The 23,299-nt window shown below is 54.6% G+C and carries 21 protein-coding genes; 11 read left to right on the forward strand and 10 right to left on the reverse strand.

Annotated features, from left to right (window positions below; all coding sequences use genetic code 11):
* Window positions 1–223: 223 nt before the first annotated feature.
* Window positions 224–2,656: an outer membrane protein assembly factor BamA gene (bamA, locus tag PZBJ_RS02895; RefSeq protein ID WP_101761104.1), complete on the reverse strand. Its 2,433-nt coding sequence runs from the start codon at window positions 2,654–2,656 to the stop codon at window positions 224–226.
* A 214-nt stretch (window positions 2,657–2,870) separates the two neighbouring features.
* On the reverse strand, window positions 2,871–4,280 hold the full coding sequence (locus PZBJ_RS02900) for an MFS transporter (RefSeq protein WP_101761105.1): 1,410 nt from the start codon (window positions 4,278–4,280) through the stop codon (window positions 2,871–2,873).
* 115 nt (window positions 4,281–4,395) lie between these two features.
* On the opposite strand from PZBJ_RS02900, the gene PZBJ_RS02905 reads away from it, so the two are divergent.
* Window positions 4,396–5,250 carry a helix-turn-helix transcriptional regulator gene (locus tag PZBJ_RS02905; RefSeq protein WP_101761106.1) on the forward strand — a complete coding sequence of 285 codons (855 nt, stop codon included), beginning with the start codon at window positions 4,396–4,398 and terminating at the stop codon, window positions 5,248–5,250.
* Between the two features lie 4 nt (window positions 5,251–5,254).
* Here the strand turns inward: PZBJ_RS02905 and PZBJ_RS02910 are convergent, their stop codons facing one another.
* On the reverse strand, window positions 5,255–6,247 hold the full coding sequence (locus tag PZBJ_RS02910; RefSeq protein ID WP_101761107.1) for a glycosyltransferase family 32 protein: 993 nt from the start codon (window positions 6,245–6,247) through the stop codon (window positions 5,255–5,257).
* Window positions 6,248–6,583: 336 nt separating this feature from the next.
* Here PZBJ_RS02910 and PZBJ_RS02915 point away from each other — a divergent pair, with 336 nt between their 5' ends.
* Entirely contained in the window at window positions 6,584–7,291 is a 708-nt protein-coding gene (locus PZBJ_RS02915) for a phage antirepressor KilAC domain-containing protein (protein ID WP_192235489.1), read from the forward strand.
* A 102-nt stretch (window positions 7,292–7,393) separates the two neighbouring features.
* On the opposite strand, the gene PZBJ_RS02920 is transcribed toward PZBJ_RS02915, so the two are convergent.
* Window positions 7,394–7,885, reverse strand: coding sequence for a GNAT family N-acetyltransferase (locus PZBJ_RS02920; protein ID WP_101761109.1), 492 nt, complete (start codon window positions 7,883–7,885; stop codon window positions 7,394–7,396).
* 442 nt (window positions 7,886–8,327) lie between these two features.
* On the opposite strand from PZBJ_RS02920, the gene PZBJ_RS02925 reads away from it, so the two are divergent.
* On the forward strand, window positions 8,328–9,755 hold the full coding sequence (locus PZBJ_RS02925; protein WP_225608264.1) for an alpha,alpha-trehalose-phosphate synthase (UDP-forming): 1,428 nt from the start codon (window positions 8,328–8,330) through the stop codon (window positions 9,753–9,755).
* Window positions 9,756–9,795: 40 nt separating this feature from the next.
* Here PZBJ_RS02925 and PZBJ_RS02930 read toward each other — a convergent pair whose 3' ends face one another.
* Both PZBJ_RS02930 and PZBJ_RS02935 read right to left on the reverse strand, forming a co-directional pair.
* Window positions 9,796–10,977: an NAD(P)/FAD-dependent oxidoreductase gene (locus PZBJ_RS02930; protein WP_101761110.1), complete on the reverse strand. Its 1,182-nt coding sequence runs from the start codon at window positions 10,975–10,977 to the stop codon at window positions 9,796–9,798.
* A gap of 118 nt (window positions 10,978–11,095) precedes the next feature.
* Window positions 11,096–12,037 (reverse strand): 2-hydroxyacid dehydrogenase, encoded by a 942-nt coding sequence (locus PZBJ_RS02935; protein WP_101761111.1) that lies wholly within the window; start codon window positions 12,035–12,037, stop codon window positions 11,096–11,098.
* Between the two features lie 231 nt (window positions 12,038–12,268).
* Here PZBJ_RS02935 and PZBJ_RS02940 point away from each other — a divergent pair, with 231 nt between their 5' ends.
* Genes PZBJ_RS02940 through crtB form a run of 5 tightly spaced genes read left to right on the forward strand, consistent with a single transcriptional unit; the run spans window position 12,269 to window position 18,036 of the window.
* Window positions 12,269–13,174: a polyprenyl synthetase family protein gene (locus PZBJ_RS02940; protein WP_101761112.1), complete on the forward strand. Its 906-nt coding sequence runs from the start codon at window positions 12,269–12,271 to the stop codon at window positions 13,172–13,174.
* A gap of 14 nt (window positions 13,175–13,188) precedes the next feature.
* Window positions 13,189–14,466 (forward strand): glycosyltransferase, encoded by a 1,278-nt coding sequence (locus PZBJ_RS02945; protein WP_101761113.1) that lies wholly within the window; start codon window positions 13,189–13,191, stop codon window positions 14,464–14,466.
* Complete coding sequence (gene crtY, locus PZBJ_RS02950; protein ID WP_101761114.1) at window positions 14,466–15,632, forward strand: lycopene beta-cyclase CrtY; 1,167 nt, start codon at window positions 14,466–14,468, stop codon at window positions 15,630–15,632. The genes PZBJ_RS02945 and crtY overlap by 1 nt, the downstream gene beginning before the upstream one ends.
* The gene (locus PZBJ_RS02955; protein ID WP_101761115.1) at window positions 15,629–17,110 is read left to right on the forward strand and encodes a phytoene desaturase; all 1,482 of its coding nucleotides are present in this window, start codon (window positions 15,629–15,631) and stop codon (window positions 17,108–17,110) included. Before crtY ends, PZBJ_RS02955 begins: the two co-directional genes overlap by 4 nt.
* A complete protein-coding gene (gene crtB, locus PZBJ_RS02960) occupies window positions 17,107–18,036 on the forward strand; it encodes a 15-cis-phytoene synthase CrtB (protein WP_101761116.1) in 930 nt (309 codons plus the stop codon). Before PZBJ_RS02955 ends, crtB begins: the two co-directional genes overlap by 4 nt.
* Here the strand turns inward: crtB and PZBJ_RS02965 are convergent.
* Window positions 17,975–18,508 (reverse strand): sterol desaturase family protein, encoded by a 534-nt coding sequence (locus PZBJ_RS02965; protein WP_101761117.1) that lies wholly within the window; start codon window positions 18,506–18,508, stop codon window positions 17,975–17,977. The genes crtB and PZBJ_RS02965 overlap by 62 nt on opposite strands.
* A 184-nt stretch (window positions 18,509–18,692) precedes the next feature.
* Between PZBJ_RS02965 and PZBJ_RS02970 the strand changes: the two genes are divergently transcribed.
* The 3 genes from PZBJ_RS02970 to PZBJ_RS02980 all read left to right on the forward strand — a co-directional run bounded on the left by PZBJ_RS02970 (window position 18,693) and on the right by PZBJ_RS02980 (window position 20,565).
* A complete protein-coding gene (locus tag PZBJ_RS02970; RefSeq protein WP_101761118.1) occupies window positions 18,693–18,932 on the forward strand; it encodes a type II toxin-antitoxin system CcdA family antitoxin in 240 nt (79 codons plus the stop codon).
* Window positions 18,933–18,934: 2 nt separating this feature from the next.
* A complete protein-coding gene (locus tag PZBJ_RS02975; protein WP_101761119.1) occupies window positions 18,935–19,243 on the forward strand; it encodes a CcdB family protein in 309 nt (102 codons plus the stop codon).
* 131 nt (window positions 19,244–19,374) lie between these two features.
* Window positions 19,375–20,565, forward strand: a complete 1,191-nt coding sequence (locus PZBJ_RS02980) for an MFS transporter (RefSeq protein ID WP_101761120.1) — start codon at window positions 19,375–19,377, stop codon at window positions 20,563–20,565.
* On the opposite strand, the gene PZBJ_RS02985 is transcribed toward PZBJ_RS02980, so the two are convergent.
* From PZBJ_RS02985 to PZBJ_RS02995, 3 genes are all read right to left on the reverse strand, one after another.
* Window positions 20,558–20,902, reverse strand: a complete 345-nt coding sequence (locus PZBJ_RS02985; protein ID WP_101761121.1) for an ArsR/SmtB family transcription factor — start codon at window positions 20,900–20,902, stop codon at window positions 20,558–20,560. The two genes, PZBJ_RS02980 and PZBJ_RS02985, sit on opposite strands and share 8 nt — an antisense overlap.
* 96 nt (window positions 20,903–20,998) lie before the next feature.
* On the reverse strand, window positions 20,999–21,940 hold the full coding sequence (locus tag PZBJ_RS02990; protein WP_101761122.1) for a sugar phosphate isomerase/epimerase family protein: 942 nt from the start codon (window positions 21,938–21,940) through the stop codon (window positions 20,999–21,001).
* Window positions 21,941–21,948: 8 nt separating this feature from the next.
* On the reverse strand, window positions 21,949–23,127 hold the full coding sequence (locus tag PZBJ_RS02995) for a Gfo/Idh/MocA family protein (RefSeq protein ID WP_101761123.1): 1,179 nt from the start codon (window positions 23,125–23,127) through the stop codon (window positions 21,949–21,951).
* Window positions 23,128–23,299: the final 172 nt, after the last annotated feature.

The following is a 23,299-nucleotide window of genomic DNA, read 5'->3' on the forward strand; positions in this document are numbered from 1 at the left end:
CGCCTTTTCCGACTGAAACGCACGTTCTTACCTAACAAATAAAAAAGCCACCCAAACCTGGGTGGCGAAATACAATTTATCACATGCATAACAACGATATTGGCGAACACTCATTCCTTAAGCATTTCACAACGGCTATTGTACTCTGCTGGCTATTTTATTCCGTCTTCACCGTTTAAAGATAATGTAAAACCCCTCTCAACCTTTAACGAATTAAATACATTTACCAGGTTTTTCCGATATTAAACTGGAACTGCTCCGACTTATCTCCCTCATATTTTTTAATCGGCAACGCATACGAAAACACCAGCGGACCCAGCGGTGACTGCCATTGCAAGGCCACGCCGCTCGACACGCGAATCTGGCTGGGATCGCCATAATCGGGAATCCCCGCCGCTTTAGTGGCAGCGGTATTCTGCCAGCCGGTATCCCACACGGTGCCGGCATCAACAAACAATGAAGTGCGCAGCGCATCGGCATAGCGCTCGCTGATAAACGGCGTAGGGACAATCAGCTCCGCGCTTACCACCGCCATCGCATTGCCGCCCACCGCATCATCCGATTTCTCCACCGGGCAAGCACCGTAACTGCTTTCGCTGCCGCTGCAGCGGTAATAGGCGGCTTTTGGCCCGATGGTATTGGAGGAGAATCCGCGTACCGAACTCGAACCGCCGGCATAGAAATTATCGTAGAACGGCACTTCTTTGCCGCCTAAACCGTCAGCGTAACCGGCCTTACTACGGCCCATTAGCACCCAGCGATGGTCGCTGCTCAGCGGCAAATAGCCGTTGGCGGTCAGCGTGCTTTTGTAATAACTGTTGGTGGAACCTGGAATGGTCACTTTGGTGTTGAAACCGGCGCTCACGCCCGAGGTGGGGAAGAAGCCACGATCCAGCGAGTTGTAACTCCAGCCTATGTTCCAGAAGAAATCGTTGGCGGTAAATTTGTCCGCCACGGTGGCATCGTCATCGTCGTCATTGCTGGTGATGACTTTTGGATGAATGCCCTGCGAACCCAGATAGCGCCACATTGCTACCTGCGGCGCCATATTGCTGACGCGGTTATAGACGTAATCCAGCCCGCTGTTCACGCTGCTGTTTTCGCCGATTGGGAAGCTTAACGTGCTACTCGCGCCGAAGCTCTTCAGTGTGTATTCGGAAAGATCGTTATCTTCCGCGCTGTAATCGTTGTAGAACAGTTTGCCGCCAAGACTCACGCCATCCACGGTGAAATAGGGATCGGTAGCGGCGATTTCGACATAGGTTTGATAGCTGTTTTTCGTGCCGCTGAAACTCACAGTATTGCCGGTGCCCATCCAGTTATCCTGGCTAACACCAAGCTGATAACTGATGCCGCTGTCGGTGCCGTAACCCAGTCCAACGTTGAAGGTGCCGGTATTGCGCTCCTTCACTTTGTACACCACGTCCACCAGATCCGGGCTGCCCGGCACGCGCTGCGTATCAACATCTACGCTTTCGAAATAACCGGTACGATTAAGGCGCGCCTTGCCCTGCTCCACCTGATTGCTCGCCAGCCACGCGCCTTCCATCTGGCGCATTTCACGACGCAGCACCGCATCTTTCGAGGTGTCATTGCCCGAGAAACGCACCTGTCGCACTGAGAAGCGCCGCCCGGCATCGACATTCACGTGTAGCTGCACGGTTTTATCGCTGTCGTCTATTTCCGATTGCGTATTCACCTGCGGGAACGCATAGCCGTAACGACCGAGCAGGCTTTTAATCGCCTCTTCGTTTTGGCTGATTTTTGCCCCGCTGTATAAGCTGCCCGCCGGCATGTGCGCCAGTTTTTCAATTTCGGCGGAATAGCCGGCCATATTTCCGCTCAGCGTTACGCCGCTAACATGATAAACATCGCCTTCATGAATATTTATCGTGACGTAAATATGCTTTTTATCCGGCGTTAAACTGACTTGTGTGGAATCGAGGTTAAAGCGTGCGTAACCGCGATCGAGATAATAACTGCGTAGCGTCTCTAAATCGCCTGAGAGTTTCTGTTTCTGGTATTTCTGATCGGCGATCAAATTCCACCACGGCACATCGTCGCGCAGCTGGAAATGCGAGATCAGTTCATCAGCGGAAAAAGCGTGGTTGCCGACAATGTTGATCTGCTGAATTTTCGCCGACACGCCTTCGGTGAAAATGAACTTCAGATCGACACGGTTGCGCGGCAACGGCGTGACGACCGCTTTGACGCTGGCGGTATATTTCCCGGCGCTGAAGTAGAAATCTTCCAGCCCTTTTTCCATATCCGATAGCGTGGTGCGGTCCAGCGCTTCACCCACGCGCACGCCCGAGGCATCAAGGTTTTGCTTGAGCTGATCCTCTTTAATCGCTTTGTTACCAGAGAATGAGATGCTGGCAATCGCCGGGCGCTCTTTGACTTTGACAAGCAGCGCATCCCCGTCACGCAGCACCTGCACATCGTCAAAATTGCCGGTGGCGAACAGCGCGCGGATGCTGTTGCGAATATCATCATCATTGACGCGATCGCCAACACGCAGCGGCATATGCAGCAACGCCGCGCCGGGTGCGACGCGCTGAAGCCCAGCAAAGTGAATATCCTTTAGAGTGAAATCATCTGCACCAAAGGCAGTGGTGGTTACCATTAAAAGTAACCCGGTTAACATCTTCTTCATCTGTTGTGAGCCTGCCGTTTTTCCTGTGCCTGATTCAAGCGCCTTGCTTCCGCACCACATAAAAACGGGCTGAACACGCGGTTCAGCCCGTTAACTGCGGCGATATGTTCCGGAAAAAAGACCGCTGAGCCAAAGGTAAATTCAGCGCGACTCGCGGATTTTCGGTTGTTTTACAATAAGCTGCATCGCTCCTGCCAAAATCTCCGCATAAGAATTACCCTTCTGCCGTTACCGGCTGAAACGTACGGCGATTGAGGCTGGTGAAGATCACCAGTAATGCCATCATTACAAGCTCAACGCCGAGCGTACCGGTGATCGCCGCCAGATGATTGCCGTGCGTATAAATCTGCGTGAATACACCGCCCAGCAGCATCGGGCCTAAACCTAACGCCGATTGCTGCACCGTCGACAGCACCGCGCTGCCCGCGCCCGCCTGATGATGCGGCACGCCGCTCATGCCAATGCGGTAGAAGGTGCTGACGATAAACGACTGACCAAAGCCAATCAGCACCGTGGCGGGAATTAGGGTGAAAATACCGACCTGCGGCCAGGCGAGTTGCAGCGTGGCGATAAGGGCCACCAATCCAACCATCTGAATACCGCAGCCCATCAATAAGGCGCCGCGCTTACCTAAACGCTCGACGATGCGCGTGGATTGCATCGCCCCGATAAAATAGGCCACGCCCAGCGCGATAAACGCATTCCCGGATTGAAACGCCGTCAGCCCTAAACCGGCCTGCAGCGTCAGCGCGACGGAAAACATAAAGCCGCTCCAGCAGGAGAAGAACAGCACCGCTAACGTCAGGCCAAAACGCACGCTCGGCAGACGCAGCAGTGAAGGCGGCAGCAGCGGCGCGCCGTTGGCCGCTTCCAAACGCAGCGAACTCTGGCGCAAACGATGCAGAAACAGCGGGAACAGCACCAGCAGCAAAATGCACGGCCACGACCAATGCAGCAGCGGACCGAGCGCCAGTGCCAGCATCAGGCAACCAATCGCGCCCGCCAGCAGCAAGGTTCCGCTAACATCCACCGGTACGCGCTGCGTGTTTTGCGTCTCCGGCACAAAGCGGCGCGCGGTGATCAGCACAAACAGGCAAATTGGCAGGTTAATCAGGAACACGCTGCGCCAGCCGTAGCCGCCGATATCCGCTTTGATGAGGAATCCGCCCAACACCTGACCGATGATAAAGGCCAGCCCGCCAATGCCGCCGTACAAACCGATGGCGCGCGCATGCGCTCTGCCCTTCAGCGTGATGTGCAGCGTGGCGAGGATTTGCGGCACGATAAAGGCCGCGCCCACGCCTTGAAGCGCGCGGGCAAACATCAACAGGCCAACGCTATTGGCGATGCCGCATAATAAAGATGCAATACCGAAGATCCCTACTCCGGCAAGGAACACGCGACGGCGGCCGTAGTTATCCCCGAGCCGTCCGCCCATCGCCAGGCAGATGGCAAAGGCAATGCCGTAGACCGCGACGATCAGCGCCAGCTCAATCGCCGTGGCCTGCAGCGTGTGGGCCATCGCGTCTAACGCTACGTTAACGATAGAAAAATCAATCATGGGCAGCAGCTGCCCGGCAAGCAGGACCATCAATCCTGTGCGTTGAAGTTGCGATGTCTGCATCGGTTTTACCTTGTTTTTGCTGTCAGTACGGCATAGCATCACCTAACCATTAAACGGGTACCAGTTCTTAATTATCATGGTATAAATACTACCCGTCTTGTCGAAGGATCTGCTTATGAACCTGGCATCCGCGCCTGTTACCACCGAACAAAACAACCGTAAATTACTCGGCACCTTTCTGCGCACGCGCCGGGAAAATCTCGATCCCAATCGACTCGGTTTACCCCGCATGCGCCATCGCCGCACGCCGGGTTTACGCCGCGAAGAAGTCGCGCAGTTAGCGGATGTTGGCGTGACCTGGTATACGTGGCTGGAACAGGGACGCGATATCAAAGCCTCGCCGAAAACCCTGACGGCGATCGCTAGCGCGTTGCAGTGCAACGATGTGGAAACGCAGCACCTGTTTTCGCTCGCCGGGCACGCATTGCCCTCGGTGCGCGTGGTGGCCGCCTGCTGCAAAATTGCCGCGCACAATCAGCAGATGCTCGACGCGATCCAGTTACCGGCGATTATTGAGACGCCGCGCTTTGATATTATCGGTTACAACGCCGCGTGGTGTGCCTTGATGGGCGTGGATTTAGCCGAAATCGCGCCTGAAGATCGCAACTGCATCTGGCTGGCCTTCAACCACCCAACCTGGCGCAAAGCGCTGAATGACTGGGATGAAGTGATGCCGCAGATGGTGGCGATGTTTCGCGGGCAGATGGGCGAGCACCTTGGCGATCCGCACTGGGAAAGCTTTCTTGCTCGTTTGCTGAACAGTTCAGATGAGTTTGCTCACACCTGGCAGCGCTATGAATTGGGCCAGGTGGAGAATCGCGTTAAACGTTTTTACCGCGACGAAGTGGGTGAAATGACGCTGCGGCAAAATAACTGGTGGTCCGCGTCACGCAACGGCGATCGCCTGCTGGTATATGTGCCGGACGATGAAATCAGCGCCGCAGCACTCCAGCAGTTGATCAATCCGTGATGCGTTATGCCTTGCTCGTCAGTGCCGGAACCGGTGTTTGCGGGTGGGCGCCCTTCTGGCTGTTTAACAGAATCTGACCCAATAAGCTGTCTTTGTTCACCACGCCATATTTCAGGTTGGTGTCGAGATATTTACGATCAAATCCCGTCAGTTTGGTCAGCGGCGGCAAGACGGCCGGCAGACGATCGACCATCAGCATGCGGCTCAGCTTCACCGGACGCCACTCCACCAGGCTTTGATATAGCAACGCGCTGGCTTCGCATTTACGCAGATAGAAGTTGTACTGATTGTTCTCACGCAGCGCCTGCTGCTGCGCGATATACACCACCAAATAATCTGGTGGCGTGATGCCCTGAACAATAGTTTCGTAATTGGGCAGCGCGAGCAAACGACGGAAAAACTCGTCGGCGCCCACTTCAACAATCGGGCGGAAAAAGTGCAACCAGCGCGCAATAAAGGCGTTATTTTTTGGCGCGGCCAGGAACCAGGATTCAATCACCGGATAGGCTTTATCCAGCGTCGAACTGTCGCGATAAAAGGCGATCAAGTCATAACCATCGTCAACATTCACCGCTAACAATTCGTCCATCGTGCGGTTGAGAATGATGGTGGCATCCATCCAGATTCCGCCATAGCGATACAGCAGTTCCAGCCGAATTACGTCACTTTTATGTGAAGGGCGCATATCCTGATGCACGAAGTGCAGATCGGGCAGATAGTGCTGAATATTCAGGTTATTGATGACGGTTACCTGATAGCCGGGGTTTTCGCGCACGATTTTATCGACAAAAATCTGCACCTCTTCCGGTAGCGTTTCACTTTCCCAGTACATCCAAATCTGACGCGGAATGGCCGCGGGCGCGGTCTGGCGTGCAACTAAATTGATATCCTGCTCTGCGGCAGGATTGTAATCGGGCAGCGTTCTGCGTTTGGTCAGCTTTTTTTCCGCCAGTAAACCTAGTGAAACCAAATGGGTTTTAATTTTATTCTTTTTCATCGTTTCTCCAGCAGCACAGCCGCCAGTTAACTACTTATTGCTGTTAAAAAAGGCACACATCAGCCCTGCACCTAATGCTGCAAAAGCCGACAAAAGCCCGGAAAATTGGCTCAAAATTATCAAACAGCACTCAGCGCGACAATTTAATAAACCGCTAAAACCTCACTTTAAGAGAATACGTAGAGCGCAGGGTTTGCGAAATCTGGCTTTGTGAAACGTTACGCAAAGCCGAACATCTTAGGTGAACGGTTAAAAATAATACTGGATATATAAACAGTGTTGCGTATACTTATTCAACAGCCACGAGGCTGAGTAAGTCTTCAAGAGGTGATAATGATGATGATCTCAACGGAAAGTCTGTCTGCTTTGAATGCATCAATGATGATGAGCAGCCGCGAAATTGCCCATGTCACGGGCATTACGCACGGCGAAGTGAAGCGCCTGGTGAAAAGCCTGGAAACTGCACAGCGTCTTTCCCAGCCTTTGACGGTGAATCTCTATGAGCATCAGGGTGAAGTGCGTCAGGAGTTTCATCTTAACAAGCGCGATTCATTACTCGCCGTTGCCCGGCTTTCGCCTGGCTTCACTGCGGAATTACTCGATCTCTGGCAGCAGCGTGAACAGTTTACCCATCTGCCTGATTTCACCAATCCGGCGGAAGCGGCCCGCGCCTGGGCGGAGCAATTTGAGCAGCGCCGTGCGGCTGAGCAGCAACTTGCGTTGTCGGCACCTAAGGCTGAATTTTTTGATCGCTTTGTCGAGATCGAAGATTCGCTCGGCTTTCGTCAGCTGTGCAAGATGTTGAAGGTAAAGGAAACTGAATTTCGTGAGTTTTTGTTAGAACGCAACATTATGTATCGCGAAAAAGGCACGCTGGCACCGCAGCAGCACCATATACAGGCGGGATATTTCACCCTGCGCTCCGGACGTGGCGAGAATCAGCATGCTTTCTCCCAAGCGCGTTTCACCGCCAAAGGCGTGAAATGGGTGGCCAGTTTATGGGCGGGACATCTGTCGGCTCAGCCGAAAGGTGTGGCTGCATAAAGTGTGCGCAGGTGTCGTAGCGGCGTAATTTATTGCGCGATAAATCGCGCCGCCAGGGAATGTGCGATCATTGAATGCTTAGCGTTATATTTACCTGTTGAATTACAGTTTCATCAGCATCTCATGCCACGCCATGCCACCGTGGTCTGACTCAGACGGTTTGATGTACTGATAGCCCCATTTTTTATACAACTCAACGTGCTGGGTTTTGCACATCAGATGAATGGTTCGCTTGTCCATTTTCTTCATCAGCTCGATAAACTGGCGCATCAGCAGCGACGCATAACCTTTGCCCTGATAAGCGGGATCAAGCACCACTGACATAATCACGGCGTTGGATGCTGCCGGATCGTGGCCGATTAACTCTTTGAACGCTTCATCCGACATCACCACCTCCCACGCACAACCGGCGTTGATAAAACCAATCACCTTGCCATCGGTTTCCAGACATAAAAATCCCTGTGGATACTGCGCAATGCGGGTAGCAATTTTTTCACGCGTGGCGGCTTCATCACCTTCGTAAGCCTCAATTTCAATCGCGTAACAGCGATCCACATCTGCCAGCCTGGCTTCTCTAAATACTAACGTTGACACGATTAAACCTCTTAGATTCCTCTATGAACGGCGGTCATTCTAACAGGCCGAATGTGTCTTTGCGCATAAGTGCCCTCCTCAAACGATTAAAGTCGCCATGTAAAGTGATCAAAAAAAATTAACGAAAACATTTATCTGGGTTCTAAATAAAATCTATTAAATTTTTATAACTCTCAGCGTCTTTTTTACGACATTTTTACGGGTTGGTCGGTTAGATTAATTTCATCGACAGCCCTGAAGGATTCGGAGAGGTAGCGCGAGATGAAAAGTATCGAACTCACTAATAGCGGTTCATCCGCATAACGTCAGCGGTCAACACGCACCGGTCCATTAACGCCTGTGAGCGTAAATCATGAGCGGCATGCTGCAATTTTTACTGCGCCAACCTTTTTTAAATTCTCTGCCAACGATTCATGGGCAGATTAAGCAACGGGTCAAAACTATGTCAGGCTTGATTTTGGTATCACACAATCAAAATAATCACTCAACGCTTTCTAACATTTATGAAAGCATATTGACGCGTCGCGGTGGCATGTGGGTGAAATGGAGTGGCGAGTTTGAATCATTTACCACTGAACCTCATCGTGAGCTGAATTTTACTAGCGGCAAAGCATTCGATACGCTGACATTTCGCTTAACCAAAGCAGAATATGAAGAAGGTTATCATCAATATATTCATCAGGGATTGTGGCCGGTATTTCATCAGCGCCCCGACATGGCGCGTTTTTCCACCAGCAGCCAAATCGGTTATATGAAACTGAATGAAACCTATACGCGCGCCATCAGTGAATATGCCATGCCCGATGATGATATTTGGTTGCAGGATTATCACCTGATTCCCAGCATTAAAATGCTGCGCGATGCCGGCCTGATAAATCGTATCGGCTTCTTTTTCCATCAGCCTTTCCCAGCAGGACAATCTTTTGAATCGGTGCCGAACTGGCGCTATCTGGCCGATGCATTATTGTGCGCCGACTTAATTGGCTTTCAGACCACCCAAGACATGAACAATTTCACCGCCTGGATTGAATCCCGCTTCCGTTGCGAGCGTCTAACGCCTTACACGCTGCGTATCCACGGCCGTCAGATTCGCGTAGGCGTATTCCCGGTAGGCATTGATACCGTGGAAACCAGCGCGCTAGCTGAAAGCAACAGCTGCCAGTATATGGAGCAGCAATGTCGCGCAACCTTACCGGAGAATCTCATCCTCAGCGGTGGCCATTTTGACGACAGCACCGGCACGCCCTACCGCATCAGCGCCATAGAAGTTTTACTGCGTCAACACGAGGAGTATCACCACAAGTTTTCCATGGTGCAACTGGCTTCAGCGGCGTCAGGTTACAGCCATCGCATTAAAGAGTTATCGCGCGATTTGGAAACCCGCTGCGGCGAAATGAACGGCGTGCATGGCGAGCTGAACTGGTATCCGGTGCGTTATTTGAGCAACCATTATTCACATGAAGAACTGTGCGGATTTTACCGTGCAGCGCGTGTGGCGTTGGTCACACCGCTGATAGCCGGAATGAGTTTAATGGCGAAAACCTATGTGGCGGTGCAAGATCATGCTAATCCCGGCGTGCTGATTCTGTCGCAGTTTGCCGGCGCCGCCGAACAGATGCAGGGCGCACTGTTGGTCAATCCCTACGATCCCGATGCCATCGCCGATGCCATTCATACCGCGCTTATCATGCCGCTTTCGGTGCGTCGCGAACGTCACGCCAGCCTGCTAAAAAACCTGCATCTGCATGATTGCCACAAATGGGCCGATAGCTTCATCAACGCGCTGCAGCCGCGAGAACAGGAATGCGATTTAACCCTGAAATCAGGTGCGATAATTTCGAATGGTTTCAGTGGGCGACTGCGTTATTGATGCAAATGGATGAGGCCGCCTGCGAACGGCAATCATCGCGTTACTGCGCCGCCGGGAAATTACGCTTAATGGGCGCAAACGCTTCCACGCTTTTGCCCAGCAGACGCTGCGGACGGAAATCGCTCAGCAGCTCACTTGCCACATCACCGATCAGCTCTTCAGCCACCAGCTTGCCAATCAATGGCGAAAGGGTGATACCGCTGTGTGTCACCGCCACATAGACGCGATGATGCGCGGTGACATAGCCCAGCGCCGGTAAACCATCGGCAGGTCGTGCGCGTTGCCCCACCACAATCTGTTCAATCTGCAACTCGCCCGCATCCGCAAACAGCGCGTGATAACGCTCGCGGAACTGCGCGGCGATATCGCTGGTGATTGAGGGTGGCGCAGCAGAATCGGCCAGGTGATCCAACTCTAAGGCTTGCAGCAGCAAACGTCCGCCGCCGTCCGGGCGTACGTTAAGTTGCGGAGAGATGAGATTGGCATTGAGCGATAACGGCTGCGGCGCGGTGCGCACCAGGAAACTACAAGCCACCGCGTTCGGTTTGCTGGTATCCAGCAACGCCAGATTGAGTCCCAGTGAATTTAGCAGCTGATTGGCCCAGCGTCCGGTGGCTAACACAATACGATCGCCCTGCCACTGCTCGCCATTTTCCAGCTGCAGCGTAACCCGATCGGCACTTTCACTGATGCTATTGATGCGCTGATGCTGGTACAGCACCGCACCGCGCGCTTTGGCTTCTGACCATAAGCGCGCCAGATAGAGCGCCGGATGCAGCACCGATTCTGTCGGGAAATGCCACACACTGCCGCTGATGGCCTGCACCCGCAGCTCCGGAATATCGCGCAGCACATCTGCTGGCGACACTTCACGCGCCGCATAACCCGCCGATTGCAACGACGTGGCACGCTGCAGCAAACGTTGCTGCGCATCGCCCTCGGCGGCCCACTCCCATGTACCGCCAGTTTCCAGCCAGCGCAATCCGTTCGGCTGCGCTTGCTGCAGTTTGAGGTGCTCTTCCATCGAGAGCGCATTAAGCAGGTGATAACTGCGCGGCTGTTTGCCATTGGAGTTTACCCAGGCAAACGTCGTGCTGCTGGTGCCCGCGCCAATGTGCTGTTGTTCGAAAACGGTGACTTCAACGCCCTGCAACGCTAAGGCGCGCGCCACCGCTAATCCGATAACGCCGCCGCCAATAATTGCAATTTTCTGTGCTGTCATAATGGGCTCCTGAATTAAGTGCCGATATCATAACAGCCTGGCTGAACGAAAATTGCTATCGCTAAATAGGGATTATTACGCAGGATATAAGAATTTCGTCTTAATCCGGATGCTTAAATTATACCGATGTCAGAATCTTCCCATCGGCAAAATAGGCCCGTAAATTCTCCAGCACATTATTGGTCATTTGCGCACGCGTTTCGTGAGTTGCGCTGGCAATATGCGGCGTTAACAGCACATTATTTAGTTCACGCAGCGCGGGATTAATTTTTGGCTCATCCGGATACACATCCAGCGCCGCCCCTTTAATGATTCCCTGCTGCAGTGCAGCGATCAAGTCGGGTTCATTGATTACTGTGCCACGCGCAATGTTGATCACCACGCCCTCTTGGCCGAGCGCCGCCAGCACCTTCGCGTTGACCAGTTGCACATTCTCTTTGCTGCCCGGCAGTGCCAGCACCAGAAAATCGCTAAAGGCGGCGAGCTGTTCGATCGTATCGCAGCGCTTATAGCTGACGTCTTTCGCCGAACGCGCGGTATACGCCACTTCCATACCAAAGGCTTCGGCACGGCGCGCGATGGCTAAGCCAATCGCGCCTAACCCGGCGATGCCAATTCTTTTTCCGCTGGCGCGGCTGGAGAGTTCGACGCCGTTATTTTCCCATGCCCCGGATTTCGCAAACTGATGGTAAGCGACCAAATTACGCGAGAACGCCAGCGTCATTGTCATTGCCAAATCGGCAACATCGTCAGTCAAAATGTCGCGGGTGATGCTGACCTGAATATCGTTATCGGCAGTGTATTTCAGGTCAATACGATCGGTGCCGACACCGAATACAGCAATGACTTTACACTCCGGCAGTTGCTCCAGCAGTGCCGTTTCCACCCCGACATCGCCGCGCGTAACAATGGCGTTGATCGCTTTACCATGCTGCTGGATAAATAGCATTGCGTCATGCTGCTCATATAAACGATGGCAATGGAAATGTTGCGTGAGCTTTTCATCTAACTGCGGCATTAGCGGCTGAATAATCAGCACGGCAGGTTTGGTATTCGTCATTTTATTTCCGTAAGCGGTATTTATTGACCACCAGCCTAACGGAGTTATTTATGTTACGGCGTTGCTGTTACTTTTTTCGCTGATAAGATCACGCATAGTATTATTACGATGTTTACCTGGTGCGTATGAAGGCGCACGCTACAAAGTCAAGGCCCTCGCTGGCAAACTCACCTTCCGCAGTCTACGGTTAATCAAAAAGCATAATAATTTCATCAACCATGGATAGCCATTATGACCACCCATGTCGATAGCACAGCGCATCAGACAAGCGAACTGCTTCAGCTGCAGCAAATTTTACAGGCGCATCTCGAACATTTACTGCCTGCAGGACAGCAAAGCGATCGCGTGCGTGCCGCGATGCGTGCCGGTACGCTGGCGCAGGGCAAGCGCATCCGTCCTTTATTACTGATGCTGGCAGCGCGCGATATGGGTTGCGAGCTGACGCAAAATGGCATTCTCGATCTCGCCTGTGCCGTGGAAATGGTGCACGCGGCATCGCTGATTTTGGATGACATCCCGTCAATGGATAACGCGCAAATGCGCCGTGGTCGTCCCACCGTGCATCGCGAGTTTGGTGAAAACGTGGCGATTCTCGCCGCCGTCGCGCTGCTGAGCCGCGCATTTGAAGTGATTGCCATCGCACCCGATTTGCCTGCGGTGCACAAATCTGAAGCGATTGCCGAACTCTCCGCCGCCGTCGGCCTGCAGGGATTAGTGCAAGGGCAGTTTCAGGATCTGCACGACGGCACGCAGAGCCGCAGTCCGGAAGCGATCGCCTTGACCAATGAACTGAAAACCAGCGTGCTGTTTCGCGCCACGCTGCAAATGGCGGCGATTGCCGCTGACGCTTCACCGCAGGTGCGGCAACGTCTTAGCTTCTTTGCTCAGGATCTGGGCCAGGCGTTTCAGCTGCTCGACGACCTCGCAGACGGCTGCAAACACACCGGCAAAGATGTGCATCAGGATCAGGGTAAATCCACGCTGGTACAGATGCTCGGGGCTGACGGCGCAGAACGTCGTCTGCGCGATCATCTGCGCAGTGCCGATGCACACCTTGCCTGCGCCTGCCATCGCGGCATCGCCACTCGCCAATACATGCACGCGCTGTTTAATCAACAGCTAGCGATGTTCAACTGAGCGCGGCTAAGCCGTTGGGCCACTTTGCGGTGATCGCGCCGCCGCTTTACAGCCACTTTCACGCGTTGCAGGCGTTAGCACAAACGCTGCTGGCGCGTGGCCATCGCATCACCTTCATCCAGCAAGCCGACGCCCGCACTTTGCTCAGCGACGAACGCATTAATTTCGTTGCAGTAGGCCAGCAAACGCATCCGGCCGGTTCGCTGGCGCCCGTGCTGCATCGGCTGGCTTCGCCGGGCGGCCTGTCGCTGTTTCGCGTAATCAACGATCTCGCCTCTTGCACCGATATGCTGTGCCGAGAACTACCAGCGGTACTGAAATCGTTGAACATTGATGGTGTGATCGCTGATGAAATGGAAGCAGCAGGCGGATTAGTCGCTGAAGCGCTGCATCTGCCGTTTGTTTCGGTGGCCTGCGCCCTACCGGTCAACCGTGAAGCCGGCATTCCGCTGGCGGTGATGCCCTTCCGTTATGCTCAGGATGAAAAAGCGCTGAAACGTTTTCAGGCCAGCAGCGATATCTATGATCGCATCATGCGTCGTCACGGCGACGTCATCCTCAAACACGCGCGGGCGTTCAATTTGACGGAGCGGCGCGGATTGCATCAGTGCCTTTCACCGCTGGCACAAATCAGCCAGATGGTGCCCGCCTTTGATTTTCCGCGTCAGCAACTGCCCGCCTGCTATCACGCCGTCGGACAACTGCGCCCGCCGGTTGCGGCAGCGCCGCTCAATGCGCCCTGGCCGGCGCTGCGCCAGCCGGTGGTTTACGCCTCGCTGGGTACGCTGCAAGGCCATCGCTTCCGCCTGTTTTTGCATCTGGCACAGGCGTGCCGCCGCCAGCAACTTTCGCTGGTGATCGCTCATTGTGGGGGATTGAACGCCGATCAGGTGCACAAGTTGCAACTGGCTGGTGCAGCGTGGGTGACGGATTTTGTCGATCAACGTGCCGCCCTGCAACACGCGCAGCTTTTTATTACTCATGCCGGATTAAACAGCGCGCTGGAAGCACTGGAATGCGGTACGCCAATGCTGGCGCTGCCCATTGCCTTTGATCAACCCGGCGTGGCCGCGCGCATTGAGTGGCATGGCGTTGGACGGCGCGCATCGCGCTTTAACCGCGTTCATCAACTGGAGCAGCATCTGCGACAATTACTTACCGACGATCGCTACGCGTTACGGATGTCAGCGATACAGGCACAGTTGCAGCGCGCAGGCGGTTGCCAGCGTGCGGCCGACATCGTCGAACAAGCGCTGTGCCAACAACAAGTTGTGCTGGCGGAGGCCACCTGATGCGTGCGCACTACGATGTGATTCTGGTCGGTGCCGGACTGGCAAACGGTTTGATTGCGCTGCGTCTGCGGCAACTGCAGCCGCAGCTCAAATGCCTGTTGCTGGAGAGCGACGCACATCCGGCAGGCAATCATACCTGGTCATTTCATCAGAGCGATCTTAGCGCCGATCAGCTGCGCTGGCTGCAGCCGCTGATCACGGCGCGTTGGCCTGGCTATCAGGTGCGTTTTCCCGCGTTGCGCCGCAACCTGGACGGGGATTATTGTTCCATCGCGTCAGGCGATTTTGCCCGGCATCTACTCGCGGCGATGGGTGACGATCTGTGGACAAATGCTGCCGTTAAACAGGTAAAACCCACACAGGTGACGCTGGCGGATGGCCGTGAACTTGATGCGCAGGTGGTGATTGATGGCCGCGGCCTGCAGCCAACGCCGCATCTGCAGCTGGGTTATCAGGTGTTTCTTGGACAAGAGTGGCAGCTGGCGCAGCCGCACGGCCTGCAGCAGCCGATCCTGATGGATGCCACCGTCGATCAGCAAGCGGGCTATCGTTTTGTTTACACGCTGCCGCTCAGCGCCGATCGGTTACTGATTGAAGATACGCATTACGTTAATCAACCTACGCTGGCGGAGAACTCCGCTCGTCAGCACATCGCTGACTATGCCAAACAGCAAGGTTGGCGGCCTGGCACGCTGCTGCGTGAAGAGCATGGCATATTACCGATTACCCTGAGCGGCGATATTGATCGATTCTGGCAACAGCAGCGCGGCCAGCCATGCAGCGGCCTGCGCGCCGGACTGTTTCACGCGACAACCGGTTATTCTTTACCGTCCGCCGTGGCGCTGGCGGAGTTGATAGCCACGCTGTTGCCCACCGATGCCCGCACGCTCAGTCAACACATCGAACGCTTTGCCCGTCAGCAGTGGCGCGAGCAGCGATTTTTCCGCCTGCTGAACCGCATGCTGTTTTTGGCCGGTAAGCCGCAGCAGCGCTGGCGTGTAATGCAACGTTTTTACCGGCTCAATGCCGGGTTAATTAGCCGTTTTTACGCCGGACAACTTCGTCTGCATGATAAAGCGCGGATTCTGTGCGGCAAGCCGCCGGTGCCCATCGGTGAAGCGCTGCACGCGCTGTTGAATTCTGTCGAACCAGGGAAGAAAAAATGAAACGCACTTATGTGATTGGCGCAGGCTTTGGCGGCCTGGCGCTGGCGATTCGCCTGCAAGCGGCGGGCATACCAACCACCTTACTCGAGCAGCGCGACAAACCGGGCGGACGCGCCTATGTGTTTGAAGATAGCGGCTTTACCTTTGATGCCGGGCCCACGGTGATCACCGATCCCAGCGCTATCGAAGAGTTGTTCATGCTGGCGGGAAAATCGCTCAGCGATTACGTCGAGCTGATGCCGGTCACGCCCTTCTATCGCCTGTGTTGGGAAGATGGCAAACAGCTCGACTATGACAACAATCAGCCGTTGCTGGAGCAGCAGATCGCTACCTTCAATCCACAGGATGTCGCCGGTTATCGTCAGTTCCTCGCCTATTCGCGCGAGGTATTCAAAGAGGGTTATCTGAAACTCGGCACGGTGCCGTTTCTGCAGGTGCGTGACATGCTGCGTGTTGCACCGCAGCTGGGACGTTTGCAGGCGTGGCGCAGCGTCTACAGCATGGTGGCGAAATTTATTCAGGACGATCACCTGCGGCAGGCGTTTTCCTTCCACTCATTGCTGGTGGGCGGTAATCCTTTTGCAACGTCATCAATCTATACCTTAATTCATGCGCTGGAACGTGAATGGGGCGTATGGTTTCCGCGCGGCGGCACCGGCGCGCTGGTGAAGGGCATGGCGCGACTGTTTGAGGATCTGGGTGGCGAGCTGTTACTGAATGCCGAAGTGAGCCAGCTGGAAACCAATGAAAATCGTATTAGCGGCGTCCAGTTAAAGGATGGACGACGCTTCGATGCTGCAGCCGTAGCCTCCAATGCCGACGTGGTGCATACCTACGACAAGCTGCTACGCCATCATCCGAAGGCTAAGAAACGTGCGACATCGCTGAAGCGTAAGCGCATGAGCAACTCGCTGTTTGTGCTCTATTTTGGCCTCAATCAGCCGCATGAACAGCTCGCGCATCACACCGTCTGTTTTGGTCCGCGCTATCGCGAGTTGATTGATGAGATTTTTAATAGCAGCCAACTGGCAGAGGATTTTTCACTCTACCTGCACGCGCCCTGCAGCAGCGATTCGTCGCTGGCACCACCCGGCTGCGGCAGCTTTTATGTGTTAGCGCCGGTGCCGCATCTCGGCACCGCTGACATCGACTGGCAACAGGAAGGACCGCGCTTGCGCGATCGAATTTTTGCTTATCTGGAGCAGCACTACATGCCGGGATTACGTCAGCAATTAGTGACACACAGAATGTTTACGCCGTTTGATTTTCGCGACACGCTGCATGCCCATCACGGCTCGGCGTTTTCGCTGGAGCCAATTTTGACGCAAAGCGCCTGGTTCCGACCGCATAACCGCGATGCCGATATCAGCAATCTCTATCTGGTGGGTGCGGGTACGCATCCGGGCGCGGGTGTGCCCGGCGTAATTGGTTCTGCCAAGGCCACCGCTCAGCTGATGCTGGAGGATCGCACTGAATGAATCGACAGCCTTTACTCGAGCAAGTGACACAAACCATGGCGGTGGGCTCGAAGAGTTTCGCCACCGCCGCCAAGCTGTTTGATGCACCGACACGCCGCAGCACGCTGATGCTGTATGCATGGTGTCGTCATTGCGACGATGTGATTGATGGGCAAACGCTGGGTGAAGGCGGCACGCAGCATGCCGTCGAAGATGCACAGGCACGCATGCAGCATCTGCAGATTGAAACCCGCCGCGCCTACAGCGGCGCACACATGGATGAACCGGCGTTTAGGGCGTTTCAGGAAGTGGCGCTTATCCATCAACTGCCGCAACAGCTGGCGTTTGACCATCTGGAAGGCTTCGCTATGGATGCGCGCGACGAACACTATACGAGTTTCGACGATACGCTGCGTTACTGCTATCACGTCGCGGGCGTAGTCGGTTTGATGATGGCGCGCGTAATGGGCGTGCGCGACGAAGCGGTGCTCGATCACGCCTGCGATTTAGGGCTGGCGTTCCAGCTTACTAACATTGCGCGCGATATCGTCGAAGATGCCGAAAATGGTCGCTGCTATCTGCCGCAAGCCTGGCTCGATCAGGCGGGATTACGCGGCGATATGCTGACAGCACCGCAACATCGTGCGGCGCTGGCCACGCTGGCAGCGCGTTTAGTGACGGAAGCGGAACCCTATTATCACTCGGCGCGGTCCGGCTTGCCGGGTTTGCCGCTGCGCTCGGCGTGGGCCATCGCGACGGCACGCGGTGTTTATCGCGAAATCGGGGTGAAAGTTCAGCACGCCGGTGTTCACGCCTGGGATTCACGACAGCGCACCAGCCGCGGCGAAAAACTGGCGCTGCTGGTGAAAGGGGCCGGCCTGGCGATCACTTCGCGTGTGGCTCGTCCGGCGCCACGTCCGGCTGGTCTGTGGCAGCGTCCTCGTTGATTTTTCTCCCGTGGCGCTGACGCAGCGTGGCTTGCAGCTTATTGAGCGGTGGCGCGTAGAGGAAACCAAACGACACGCAGCCTTCACGCCCGCGCACTGCATGATGCATGCGGTGCGCCATGTATAAGCGCTTGAGATAGCCTTTGCGCGGGATATAGCGAAACGGCCAGCGTTGATGCACCAGGCCATCGTGCACCATGAAGTAAAGCGCGCCGTAGGTCGTCATCCCGGCACCAATCCACTGCAGCGGCCACATGCCTTGCACGCCGACATAGATCAGCACGATCGCCAGCACCGCAAACACCACCGCATACAAATCGTTAAGTTCAAACTTGCCGCTGTGCGGTTCGTGATGCGACAAATGCCAGCCCCAACCCCAACCGTGCATGATGTATTTATGCGACAGCGCCGCGACGATTTCCATCACCACCACGGTTGCCAGCAAGATAAGCACGTTCCATAACCAGATCATTGTTCGTCCATTTGTGGAAAAGGGAAATACTAAAGGTGGACGCGGATGAGCGATGGCGCAAGGTTTACCATGTTTAGAAATTTTAAAAGTCCACAACACGTTAGAAAGCTGCATTGCAGAAAGCGCAGATTTCACCCATACTCACCACACTGATTTATACACGTGTTAACTACACGGGGGATTTATGCCTTCTACAGCCGTAAGACAAAAAAAAACTGTCAGTGTGACACTTGAACCTGCATTACTCGAGCAGGCTAGAGAAGCAGGGCTCAATTTATCCGCCATCCTATCTAAAGCTTTGCAACATGAAATTCGCATAACCGAAGCGGAAAGATGGAAGCGTGAAAACAGTGAAGGTTTGCAGGAACTCAATCGCATAACCGAAGAACACGGTTTATTGTCGGATGAATACAGGACGTTTTAGACATGCAATATTTTATTTATCGCAATACCAATAGGAACAGCGAGTACCCTTATCTGGTAGACGTTCAAAGTGAGATTATCGGCGAACTGGCGTCACGAATCGTTATCCCGCTCTACCCTCTAAAGCAGTTTAAAAAAAAGCAAGTTGAACGACTTAATCCGGTAATCAAGGTTGAAGGCGAGGAATTTCTGGTCATGACTCACGAAATGGCCAGTGTGCGCGTGTCGCTTCTAGGCGATCAGGTGATGGATGCACGTGTGTATCGCCAGCGGATTAAAGACTCGGTTGATTTTGTCTTTGATGGGTTTTGATACTTTACATCCTAAAAGCCCCTCGTTAGTATTGCCCTCCTTTCAGCAGTTAATCGCCGCTGCGTAAGCGTTAACGTCAACCAACGCACCATAAGCAGACTCGCTCTGCCTCATTGCTATGGTGCGAAAATATGACCCATACCGTTTTATCTGCGAATCCTGCTCTGCGTCGTTCTGGTTTTTTCCTGTTCTTACTGCTGCTGACAGCGGCCAACTTGCGCACGCCTATTACCGCGGTTGGCCCGGTGCTGGAAAACATCCGTCTGACGTTTGGCTTGAGCGCCAGTGCGGCGGGCGTGATCAACTTCTTGCCGCTATTGATGTTCGCTACCTTAGCGCCACCCGCAGCATGGTTCGGCAACCGTTTTGGTCTTGAGCGCAGTTTATGGGGCGCATTGCTGCTCATCACGCTGGGATCGATTCTGCGTATCAGCGGCAGTGAAAATGCGTTGTGGGTGGGAACGATCATCCTGAGCTCGGGGATTGCGGCGGCCAACGTGCTGCTGCCGCCGCTGATTAAGCGTGATTTCACCGAACACACCGCGCGATATGTTGGCTTGTACGCGATGACCATGGCGATCACCGCCAGCATTGCATCGGGCGTGGTGGTGCCGCTGGCAGAGCTGAGTCGCGCGGGTTGGCGACTCTCATTAGCGGTGTGGCTGATTCCGGCGATTATCGCTCTGTTGGCCTGGCTGCCGTACCTGAAAAAACCTGCGCCTCAGACCAAAAACAGCGCCAACGGCGCATCAACGCGCTCACCGTGGCGCGCGGCCTTAGGCTGGCAGGTTTCGCTGTTTATGGCCTGCCAGTCGTTGGTGTTCTACACCTTGATCGGCTGGTTTACGCCTTTTGCGCAAGACAGCGGCATTAGCCAGCTGGAAGCGGGTGGCATGCTGTTTGTCTATCAGATTGTGGCCATCGTTTCGAACCTGGCCTGCATGAGCGCACTGAAAAAAATGCACGACCAGCGGATGATTGGTTTTCTCGCATCGCTATCGATTTTTATCGCCGTCGCGGGACTGTTAATGGCACCGCAATACGCACTGCCGTGGCTGATTCTGGCGGGACTGGGCGCCGGTGCATCAATGGTGATTTGCCTGTCGCTGTTTAATCTGCGCACCCATGATCATTTGCAGGCTTCGAAATTGTCGGGCATGGCACAGTGCGTCGGTTACGGATTAGCGGCGCTGGGCCCGCTCTGTTTTGGCCTGCTGCATGATGTCAGCGGCAACTGGCAGTGGCCGCTGATGCTGCTGTTGGTGATTGCGGGGTTGCAGATGATTGTGGCTACGCTGGCTGGGCGTGCGCGGGTTATTTAATCTGGAAATCATCCAGCGTGGTGCGGGTCAGGGGATCTTGCTGGGTGGCGCTTAACAGCGAATCGAGCAGACCCGGAAAACGGGCATCGAGATCGTCGCGTCGCAACGACAGCAGGTTTTCACGTCCAGAGGGTTTCTGCCAGATAATGCCGCCCTCGCGCAGTACGCGCCAGTGATGGGTCAACGTGGATTTGGAGACGCCTTTCAGCAGCGATCCGCAAGTATGTTCGCCGCCGTCCGCCAGAATGCTGATTACCGTCATGCGCATCGGGTTGCCCAACGCCGCCAGCACATTCTCCAGCCTGATTTCGTCGCGCTGTGGATGGTTTTCCAGCATGGCGTGCCTCTTAATAGTGGGTGAACCACGGATTATCAGGCAGGCAAGGCTCGATGTACAGAACACGGCGAGCGGTTGCCCGCCGTGAATTTGACATTACTGGCTAAGGGTTTGCTTGAGTGCCGCAATTGAGGAGGTTACGCCCGCTTCCACCGACATGGTGAGATCTTCCATTTCCAGCGATACCCAGTCGTTGTAGCCCATCATGCGTACCACCGAGAAGAACTCTTTCCACCACTGCAGATCCTGGCCGCAACCAACGGCAACATAGTTCCAGGCGCGATTGGCGACATCTTCTACCGGTTTGGTTTCCAACAGACCATTGATATCCACCAGCCCGCGCTCCAGACGCACATCTTTGCCGTGACAGTGATGAATTGCCGGGCCGAGCGCGCGTGCTGCTGCAATCGGGTCCGCGCCCATCCACAGCAGATGGCTGGGATCGAGGTTGAGTCCCACCATCTCACCCACCGCGTCGCGCAGACGGAACAAGGTTTCCGGATTCCACACCAGCATCGAACTGAAATTCTCCAGCGCGAATTTCTCCACACCGCTCTCTTTAGCGCGTTGCACCAGCCCTAGCCAGTAAGGGATCGCCACTTCATTCCACTGATAATCGAGGCAGTTTTTCAGCGTCGGCGGCCAGCTTACGGTGTAAGTGATCCAGTTTGGAATGGTGTCGTGCGGGCTGGCGGGCGGCAAGCCGCTCATCATGACGATTTTCTTCACCCCCAGTTCTCCGGCCAGCGCCAGCGCGTTTTCCGTATCGCGCTTATGTTTGTTGCCTAATTCGCCTGGATCGAGCGGATTACCCGACACATTCAGCGCCGCAATCGACATGCCGCGGCTCTCCAGCGCCTGCAACAACTGTTGACGCTGCGTGGCGCTGCCAAGCAACGCTTCGGTACGCAGATGCGGCGCTGGTGACCAGCCGCCGGTCGTCATCTCAACGCCGTAAACACCTAGCTCCAGCAACTTATCCAGCATCTGTTCAAACGGCAGATGACCCAGGCTATCGGTACAAAACGAAAGTTTCATGGCAATCCTTATTCGTAGTTAACCCAGCTCGCGCCGTTGTCCGCAGAACGCACGCAGTTTTCAATCCAGCGCACACCTTCAATTCCGGCGTTAATATCGGGATAGATCAGGTTATCAAGCGTGGTTTGGTCGCCCTGTTGGGTGGCGTGGATGGCGATAGCAAATTTCAGATAGATATTGGCCCAGGATTCCGCCAGGCCTTCAGTGTGCAGCGCGCCCAGGCGTTCATCGGCCAGGGCGCTTTCATGCAGGTACGGCATGCCGTGATGCATAATCTGATTCGGCTGGCCTTGCACTTCATATTTCAGCTCGCCTGGGTTGTAGTCGCTCCACTCCAGGCTTGCGCGCGAACCAATCACGCGAATACTTTGGCTGTCCATCGAACCGGCATTAATTGATGAGGCCCACATGCGTCCTACCGCGCCGTTGTCGTAATGCATCAGCACCATGGCGTTATCTTCCAACGGCGCGCGCGACGGAATGAAGCTTTGGCGATCGCACAGCAGCGATTTCACTTTCAGTTCTGGCAACACCAGCTGGGAGATGTAGAAGGTGTGCGTCGAGATATCGCCGAGCACAAAAGACGGACCGGCAATCTTAGGATCGACGCGCCATTTTTGCGCTTCGCTAAATTTGTCGGCGCTGTCATTGGCGCTGAAGCCGTGGGTGTATTGCAGCTCCACCATGCGCACATCACCAATTTCGCCGTTGGCGATCATCGCCCGCATCTGCATCAGCAGCGGATGGCCGGAGAAACCGTAGGTCACGCCAACGATCAGCCCTTTTTTCGCCGCTAATGCTTTAATTTCCAGCGCTTCGGCGGTAGTGAAGAACAGCGGCTTTTCACAAATGACGTGAATACCGGCATTTAATGCCGCTTTGGTGATCTCAAAATGGGTGCCGTTTGGCGTGGCAATGGACACCACTTCAACGCCATCTTCACGCTTCGCCTCTTCGGCCAGCAGCTGCTGATAAGTGGCGTAGCAGCGATCCGCATCGAGCCCTAAGTTGACACCGAAATCGCGGCCACGCTCGGCATCGATATCAAAGGCGCTGGCCACCATCTGATACGCCGTGTTATCACGCAGCGCACCGCAACGGTGTTTATAACCCACCTGGCTGAGACGGCCGCCACCGATCATGGCCCAGCGCAGTGGGCGTGGAATACTCTTTTCACCGATGAGCATAACAACTCCTGTTTATTTTGCACTCGGGTGCAAAATGGTTTGAGGTAAGAGGTCAGAGATTAAATTTTAGCTGTTTTACTATTTGCTACCGGGTGCAAATTAAGCGACACACGTTAGATAAAAATGAGATTTGCTTTGTAGTGGTGAGCAAAATGTCAGCTAAGACGACTTT

The sequence above is a fragment of the Pantoea endophytica genome, from assembly GCF_002858935.1.
Taxonomy (GTDB): domain Bacteria; phylum Pseudomonadota; class Gammaproteobacteria; order Enterobacterales; family Enterobacteriaceae; genus Pantoea; species Pantoea leporis.